Source organism: Chitinivibrionia bacterium (assembly GCA_009779925.1).
Taxonomy (GTDB): Bacteria; Fibrobacterota; Chitinivibrionia; order Chitinivibrionales; family Chitinivibrionaceae; genus WRFX01.
The window spans coordinates 1-7,778 of record WRAZ01000062.1 but is presented as its reverse complement, the minus strand read 5'-3'; the positions used below and the strand labels follow the sequence as shown (position 1 = coordinate 7,778).

The window sequence follows — 7,778 nt, the reverse complement described above, 5'->3', positions numbered from 1 at the left end:
CCGTGATTTTTTTTTTATTTTTGAAACAATATAATAAATTTCCGAAGTCTCGAGCAAGAAATTTGCGATTTTGCGCTAATCCATACGAAATTCTTGCTTTTGGGCGCGTAAAAAACGTATTTTACCGGTATGGAAAATACAATAATTGCACAATCAAGCGCACGCGGACAGGGAGCAATCGCTGTTATAAGAATGAGCGGCAAAGACGTTGTCGATATTTTTGAAAAGGCGGTAGGGGCAGGGTTTGCCTGCCCTGAAACATATCCTGAAAACAGAATCGGCAATAATTTGGGCGGGCAAACCCCGCCCCTACGGCACGCCGTTATGCAACGCCATTTCATATACGGCAAAAACGGCGACGTTATTGACGACATTATGGCGACGATTTTTTTTGCGCCTAAGTCTTTTACAGGCGAAAATGTTGCGGAAATTTTTTGCCACGGCTCGCAAATTACCGTCGAGCGAATTATCAAGCGATTTTTGGAGCTCGGCGCGGTCGTCGGCGGCAGAGGCGAATTTACAAAACGGGCGTTTTTGAACGGAAAAATAAACCTGCACAAAGCCGAAGCGATAAATGCGGTAATTTCGGCAAAAGATTATTACTCGCACAAAAACGCGATGTCTCAATATATGGGGCGCGGCGTTGAATTTTTTGACGAAATAAAAGAAAAACTGCAAAATATAATGGTTGCCCTCGAAAGCGAAATCGAGTTTTCCGAAACAGACGAATTAAACGGCAATAATCCCGTAGGAGCGACAGCCCCCGGTCGCCCGAAAATCGAAAAAACCTTGGCTGAGATAACGCAAAAACTCTCCTTGCAAAAGCAGAAATACGCACAACTTCAAAAAATAGCAAACGGTATTCCTACACTTTTGGTAGGACGTACAAATGCGGGAAAAAGCTCGCTTTTCAACTGCCTTCTAAACGAAAACAGAGCAATTGTGAACGAAAAATCGGGGACAACCCGCGACGTAATTACCGAAACCGTACATTTAGACGACGTTGTTATTCGGCTTTTTGACACCGCAGGACTGAACGAAAGCGAAGACGACATAGAAAACGAAGGGATAAAGCGCACAAAAAACGAAATCGACAAGGCATTCGCCGCGCTTTGGGTAATAAGTCCATACGACAGAGAATACGCAAACGATTACGAACTCATTAAAAATATTCCCGTCTTAATTGCCGTTTTGAACAAAAGCGACAAAGGTGAAAACCCCGTGCAACGCGATTTTATGAGAAGAAATGCCGTTCCATACATAAAATTCAGCGCATCAGGCAATCACGATACAAAAGAAATTACAGATTTATTACGTACTGAAATCGAAGAAAAATTTCCCGAAAAAACATTTGATACCGTCCTTACAAGCCAACGAGAGCTAAGAATTACAGAACAATTACTCGAACTTATTGAAACCTGTGATTTTTGCACAGGCGTAGAAATATTGGCGGAACAAGTAAGAGAAATGCTTGTGGTTTTAGACGAAATTTACGGCTTTATGGCGCCCGACGAAATAATGAACAAGATTTTCGATTCGTTTTGTATCGGAAAATAACTGCAATTATGTAAAAAATGTGTTAAATACAAAAAAAACGACAACTTGCAAGCGGCAAATAATATTTTGCGTGAGGAAATTGGCGGAAAATAATAAGAAACAGGAGATTATAGTGGTTACTAGACTGCTTGTAGAAAAGAAACGTGAATTTGCCGTAAAATCGGCTGCGCTTTTGGAAGAAATCAGAAATTACTTAAAAATCACTGCCCTCGAAAACATCCGAATTATCGTTCGATACGACATTGAAGGTATGAAAAAAGAGGACATAGAAAAGGCAAAACCTGTAATTTTTTACGAGCCGCCCGTTGACATCCTTTACGAAGAGATTTATCCGATAAACGATGAAGAAACGGCGTTTGCAACAGAATATCTTCCGGGGCAATACGACCAGAGAGCGGACTCGGCGGCGCAGGCAATGCAGCTTCTGTGCTACGGCGAACTCCCGACAATAAGATGCGCGCAAATTTACGTATTAAAAGGTGAACTCACCACAAAAGAAATCAATTTAATTAAAGATTATTTGTTAAATCCTGTGGATTCTCAGCTTGCGCACCAAAGAAAACCCGCCACGCTGATACCCAAATTTGAAGAGCCCGCAGATGTAGAAATCGTAGAAGGATTTACGCATTGCACTTTGGAAAAATTAGAGGAATTTCACAAAGAACGCGGTCTTGCAATGAGCAAAGAAGACTTGATTTCCGTGCAAAAATATTTTAAGGCGATTGAGCGTCGCGACCCGACGATTACCGAAATTAAAGTATTGGACACTTATTGGTCAGACCACTGCCGACACACAACTTTCAGAACAAAATTTTCTTCGGTTGCCATAGGCGGCGGAACAGATGCGAAAAAATACGGAAGTACCATACGAAACGCTTACCGAAACTACATATCGCTCCGCGAAGAAGTACACAGCGACGACGTAAACAGCAGTCCGCAATCACTTATGGACGTGGCGACAATAGGGCATAAATATCTGCGCGTAAACGGCTTTGTAAACGACGTGGAAGAAACCGAAGAAGTAAACGCCTGCTCAATCGAAGTGGAAGCGGAATTTGAAGACGGTCGCAAAGAGCCGTGGCTTGTAATGTTCAAAAACGAAACGCACAACCACCCGACTGAAATTGAGCCTTTGGGCGGAGCGTCGACCTGCTTGGGCGGCTGTATTCGCGACCCGCTTTCAGGGCGTTCTTACGTTTATCAGGCAATGCGCATAACAGGTTCCGCAGACCCGAGAAAACCCATTCAGGAAACCATTAAAGGCAAACTTCCGCAAAGAAAAATTACAACCGAGGCGGCAGTAGGATATTCGTCTTACGGCAACCAAATCGGAGTTGCAACAGGCTTGGTAAACGAAATTTACAATGAAAATTACGTAGCAAAACGTATGGAACTCGGCGCAGTTATTGCGGCGGCTCCCAAAGTAAACGTTTTTCGCGGAAAACCCGAACATAACGACGTTATAGTTTTAATCGGCGGAAAAACAGGGCGCGACGGTTGCGGCGGTGCAACAGGCTCGTCAAAATCGCATACCGAAAAATCAATAGAAACATCGGGCGCGGAAGTGCAAAAAGGCAATGCGCCGATGGAAAGAAAAATTCAGCGACTTTTCAGAAATCCCGAATTTTCGCAAAAAATTAAACTTTGCAACGACTTCGGAGCAGGCGGTGTGTCCGTGGCAATCGGTGAAATGGCGCCCGGAATGATTATAGATTTGGACACAATCCCCAAAAAATACGAAGGACTTGACGGTACGGAACTTGCAATTTCGGAATCGCAGGAAAGAATGGCAATTTGCATAGCTCCGAACGACTTAAATACAATTATCCGTCTTGCCGCCGAAGAAAACCTTAACGCTGTAAAAGTTGCGACCGTGTCTATTCAAGAGTCGCCGCGTATGAAAATGATTTGGCGCGGAAAAACTATCGTAAATATGCGCCGCGATTTTCTTAACACAAACGGCGTGGGTCAAGAAGTTGAAGTATCTTCGATTTCGCCGAAAGTGGAAACCCGCAGAGACGGCGGATTTTGGACGCCGTTTAATATTGCGCCTGCAAATTTACCCTTCAAAGAACGTTGGATTGCGACCTTAAAAGACTTAAACGTCTGCATACAAAGAGGACTTACCGAGCATTTTGACTCGACAGTAGGAGCAGGAACGGTGTTGCATCCTTTCGGCGGAAAAACGATGTCCACGCCCGCACAAACTATGGTGGCAAAATTGCCTGCTATTGACGGCGATATAAAAACCGCAACCATTATGGCTCACAGTTTTGACGCAGACGTAGCAAATTGGTCGCCTTTTCACGGGGCGGTGTTTGCAGTTATAGACACAATAGCCAAAACTATAGCAACAGGCGGGGATTACAAAAATATAAAATTCACGTTCCAAGAATACTACGAAAAAATGACATTCGACCCGCAAAAAGCAACCGAGAACGCGCAAAAATGGGGACGACCGCTCGCGGCGCTCTTAGGTGCGCTTCTTATTCAGTTAGAACTAAAAATCCCCGCAATCGGCGGAAAAGATTCTATGAGCGGAACATTCGGAGAAATAAGCGTTCCTCCGACATTTGTACCGTTTGCGGTATCTACGGTTTCGGCGGAATACGTAATATCGCCCGAATTTAAAGCCGCAGGAAACGATGTATATTTGTTGCGGCTGTCAGACAAGGCGGGAATGATGCCCGAAAAGGTTTCTTACGACTCGCTTCCGGATTTCGACAAACTGAGAGATTACTACTCAAAAATAACAGGGCTCATAAGAGAAAAGAAAGTTGTTGCGGCGCACACCGTCGGAAAAGGCGGAGTTTTAACCGCGCTTTCAAAAATGGCTTTGGGGAACAGAATAGGTGTCGATATTACTGCTAGTTTCGACGAACTTGATTGGTTTGCAAGCAGCTACGGCGAAATAGTTTTGGAATGCACGGAAGAGATTACCGAAATTAACGAAAATGACTTGGTTCATATCGGAAAAACCATTGAAAACGCGCAAATTGTAATTATGGACGACAGATACACCACAATAAAAATGTCGCTTGACGAAATTCAAACAGCGCTTGAAGCACCGCTTGAAAGTGTTTTTGCAACAAAAGCAAAAGAGCCGAATATTGCAGTGCCGACGATTTCAAGCGAAGTTAAGTCCCCAAAGGCAAAAGCAAGCACGACTACTGCTTCGCCGCGAGTGTATATGCCTGTTTTCCCCGGCACAAACTGCGAGTACGACACTTCTCGACAGTTCAAAAACGCAGGTGCAACGGTTTCAATGCAGATAATAAACAACCTGTCGTCTGAAAATATCGTAAAATCGGTTGAACGCTCGATTGAGGAAATAAAAAATTCGCAGATAATAGTAATTCCCGGCGGATTTTCAGCAGGAGACGAGCCTGACGGAAGCGGAAAATTTATAGCGAGCTATTTCAGAAATCCCGCAATAGCAGACGCTGTTATGGACTTGATTAAAAATCGCGACGGACTTATTTTGGGTATTTGCAACGGCTTCCAAGCATTAGTGAAATTAGGACTTGTGCCTTACGGAGAAATTCGTCCGCTCGACGAAACTTCGCCTACTCTGACTTACAACTATATCCACAGGCATATTTCGCAAATGATAACTACCCGTGTTTCTTCAACGCTTTCGCCTTGGTTTGCGGGCGTAAAAGTCGGCGACACTCACACAATTCCTGTTTCACACGGCGAGGGACGTTTTGCGGCAAGCGAATTTTGGCTTAAAACATTGGAAAAAAGCGGACAAATCGCCGCACAATACGTAAATCCCAATACGAACGAAGCGACAAACAAGCTTCCGTTTAACCCCAACGGCTCAATTTGGGCGATAGAGGCACTTACTTCGCCCGACGGACGAGTTTTGGGAAAAATGGGGCATAGTGAAAGATTTGGAAAATATGTGGGAATAAATATACACGGAAATAAAGACCAGAAAATCTTTGAAAGTGGAGTGAATTATTTTAAATGAAAACTAGAACATTATTAATAATCCTGTTAGTGGCGCTTATTGCTCTTCCCTGCTTTGCACGCAGAAGAAATCGCGAAGTGCGCTGTATGGCAAGAATGCAATCCGGAATGGAGGCATTCGAAAGAGGGAGATGGTCGCGAGCGGTAAATAATCTTTCGATTGTGCGCGACCAATGTTTGGGCGAATTCGACCGCCCCGACTCGGTTTACTTTTTCTTGGGACTTGCCTATTTTCACGGCAATAAACCCGAACAAGCGAGATTGGAATTTCGCACGATAATAGAAGATTTTCCGCACTCGGAGTTTATCGAACGCACCTACTTTTACATTGCGCTCAGCAGTTTTAACGCCGCCCCGATAATACAGCGCGACCCCAGATTGCTCAGGCGTGCACAGCGTGAATTTTCAGCGTTTGTTGCGGCATACCCTACCGGAGAATTTACCGACACCGCCCGAATACTTCTCGATACAATAAGCAATAAACTCATTGAACGCGAACTTATGATTGCCGAATTTTACGAAATCATAAGAAGATTTGAGTCTGCGGTTATTTATTATCAAATGATATTGCAGGAATTTCCGAACAGCAACCGCATTCCCGAAATCAATAAACGTCTCGCAAGAAACTTGGTTGCGGCGAACAGATTTGCCGAAGCGCTCGTAATAATTGAAGCTCTCGAAAGCGCTGAACTGTTCAAAAGCGAAACGGAAACTTTACGAAGACGAATAAATCAAAGAGCCATAGATGACGAAAGAGACGCCGGTCGAAGAAGAAACCGAGGCGGATAAAAAAATTATGCGGAAATATTCCAAAATAGGAATACTCGGCGGAAGTTTTGACCCGATACACATCGGACATACGGCAATGGCGCAGATGGCGGCAGAAGAATTGGGTTTGGAATTAGTGCTTTTTATTCCGACAAGAGTAAATCCGCTCAAAGGCGTATCAAACAGCACTACTCCGGCGCAACGCTTAGAAATGACAAAACACGCAGTAATCGGCAACGGTTTATTTCAGATTTGGGAAAAAGAGCTGACAATGCCGGCGCCGTCTTACACTATAAACACAATAACGCAACTTTTAAAGGAATTTTCGGCAAACGATTGGTTTTTCATTATGGGAAGCGACAATTTACCCACGTTTACAAAATGGCATAATTGGAAAGAAATACTTGAAAAAGTGAAACTTGCCGTATGTTGTCGTCCCGATTATTCTTTGAATTTACCCGAAAATTTGCCAAGCGACAGAGTTGTGTTTTTTGAAGGACCAAATTGGGGAATAAGTTCAACGCAAATAAGAAAACGAATAAGCGAGCGTAAATCCTGCAAATATTTACTGAAAAACAGAGTGCGAAGATTTATCACTCAAAATAATTTATACAAAGAAAGCGAGAAGCAAATATGCGAAAAACAATAATTGCGCCGTCTATTTTGTCGGCTGATTTCAGAAATCTCGAAGCCGACATAAAAAAAGTGCTTGAAGCAGGCGCAGATTGGATACACTGCGACATTATGGACGGAAGTTTTGTGCCAAACATCAGTTATGGAGCAATGATTGTAGAGCAGATTGCGCCAATCGTCGAAGAGTTTAACAAAAACACGGGTAAAAACGTGCTCATAGACACGCACCTTATGATAAACGAGCCTATTCGTTATGTTGAGCAGTTCGCAAACGCAAAAAGCGATTATATTACCGTTCACGCAGACGCTTGCGGCGACCTTGCCGCAACAATAGAAAAAATACAGACGCTCGGCAAAAAAGTAGGGATAAGCGTAAATCCCGACAAACCGATTTCGCTTTTCACTGATTTTATGGATAAAATTGATTTGGTGCTTATTATGTCGGTTTATGCAGGTTTCGGCGGGCAAAAGTTCATCGTTGATACTATGCAGAAAGTTCGCGACCTTGTAAATTTACGCAAAGAACAAAATCTTGACTTTTTAATCGAAATAGACGGCGGAGTGAATGCCGAAACCGCAAAAATCTGCTGGGAAAACGGCGCCGACGCACTTGTCGCAGGAAGTTATATTTTCGGAAAAAACAAAGATTACGCAGATTTAATTGAGAAAATCAGATAAATTATAAAAATCTCTCGACCTTATTGTCCTTGCTTGCAAGGACAGATTTGGGTTCAAAAGGTTTGTCGGCAAGTTCGTAGCCCATAATTATTACTTCTTCACCTTTTTTGATTAAGTGAGAACAAGCGCCGTTCATACAAACAATGCCGCTACCCGCCGCACCTTCT

6 protein-coding genes are annotated in these 7,778 nt (G+C 43.4%); 5 read left to right on the top strand and 1 reads right to left on the bottom strand.

Annotated features, from left to right (window positions below):
* The first annotated feature begins 129 nt into the window (after positions 1–129).
* The 5 genes from mnmE (at position 130) to rpe (ending at position 7,611) form a co-directional block, all read left to right on the top strand.
* Positions 130–1,557 carry a tRNA uridine-5-carboxymethylaminomethyl(34) synthesis GTPase MnmE gene (mnmE, locus tag FWE23_10880; GenBank protein ID MCL2845929.1) on the top strand — a complete coding sequence of 476 codons (1,428 nt, stop codon included), beginning with the start codon at positions 130–132 and terminating at the stop codon, positions 1,555–1,557.
* Between the two features lie 112 nt (positions 1,558–1,669).
* Positions 1,670–5,533, top strand: coding sequence for a phosphoribosylformylglycinamidine synthase (locus tag FWE23_10875; GenBank protein MCL2845928.1), 3,864 nt, complete (start codon positions 1,670–1,672; stop codon positions 5,531–5,533).
* Entirely contained in the window at positions 5,530–6,321 is a 792-nt protein-coding gene (gene bamD, locus FWE23_10870) for an outer membrane protein assembly factor BamD (GenBank protein MCL2845927.1), read from the top strand. The genes FWE23_10875 and bamD overlap by 4 nt, the downstream gene beginning before the upstream one ends.
* The gene (gene nadD, locus FWE23_10865; GenBank protein MCL2845926.1) at positions 6,278–6,949 is read left to right on the top strand and encodes a nicotinate-nucleotide adenylyltransferase; all 672 of its coding nucleotides are present in this window, start codon (positions 6,278–6,280) and stop codon (positions 6,947–6,949) included. The genes bamD and nadD overlap by 44 nt, the downstream gene beginning before the upstream one ends.
* The gene (gene rpe / locus FWE23_10860; protein MCL2845925.1) at positions 6,934–7,611 is read left to right on the top strand and encodes a ribulose-phosphate 3-epimerase; all 678 of its coding nucleotides are present in this window, start codon (positions 6,934–6,936) and stop codon (positions 7,609–7,611) included. Before nadD ends, rpe begins: the two co-directional genes overlap by 16 nt.
* A 1-nt stretch (position 7,612) precedes the next feature.
* Here the strand turns inward: rpe and FWE23_10855 are convergent, their stop codons facing one another.
* On the bottom strand, positions 7,613–7,747 hold the full coding sequence (locus tag FWE23_10855) for an aspartate 1-decarboxylase (protein MCL2845924.1): 135 nt from the start codon (positions 7,745–7,747) through the stop codon (positions 7,613–7,615).
* Between the last annotated feature and the right edge of the window lie 31 nt (positions 7,748–7,778).

Coding starts and splice junctions, on each gene's coding strand:
- mnmE (MCL2845929.1), top strand. CDS start 130: ATGGAAAATACAATAATTGCACAATCAAGCGCACGCGGACAGGGAGCA.
- bamD (MCL2845927.1), top strand. CDS start 5,530: ATGAAAACTAGAACATTATTAATAATCCTGTTAGTGGCGCTTATTGCT.
- nadD (MCL2845926.1), top strand. CDS start 6,278: ATGACGAAAGAGACGCCGGTCGAAGAAGAAACCGAGGCGGATAAAAAA.
- rpe (MCL2845925.1), top strand. CDS start 6,934: ATGCGAAAAACAATAATTGCGCCGTCTATTTTGTCGGCTGATTTCAGA.
- FWE23_10855 (MCL2845924.1), bottom strand. CDS start 7,747: ATGAACGGCGCTTGTTCTCACTTAATCAAAAAAGGTGAAGAAGTAATA.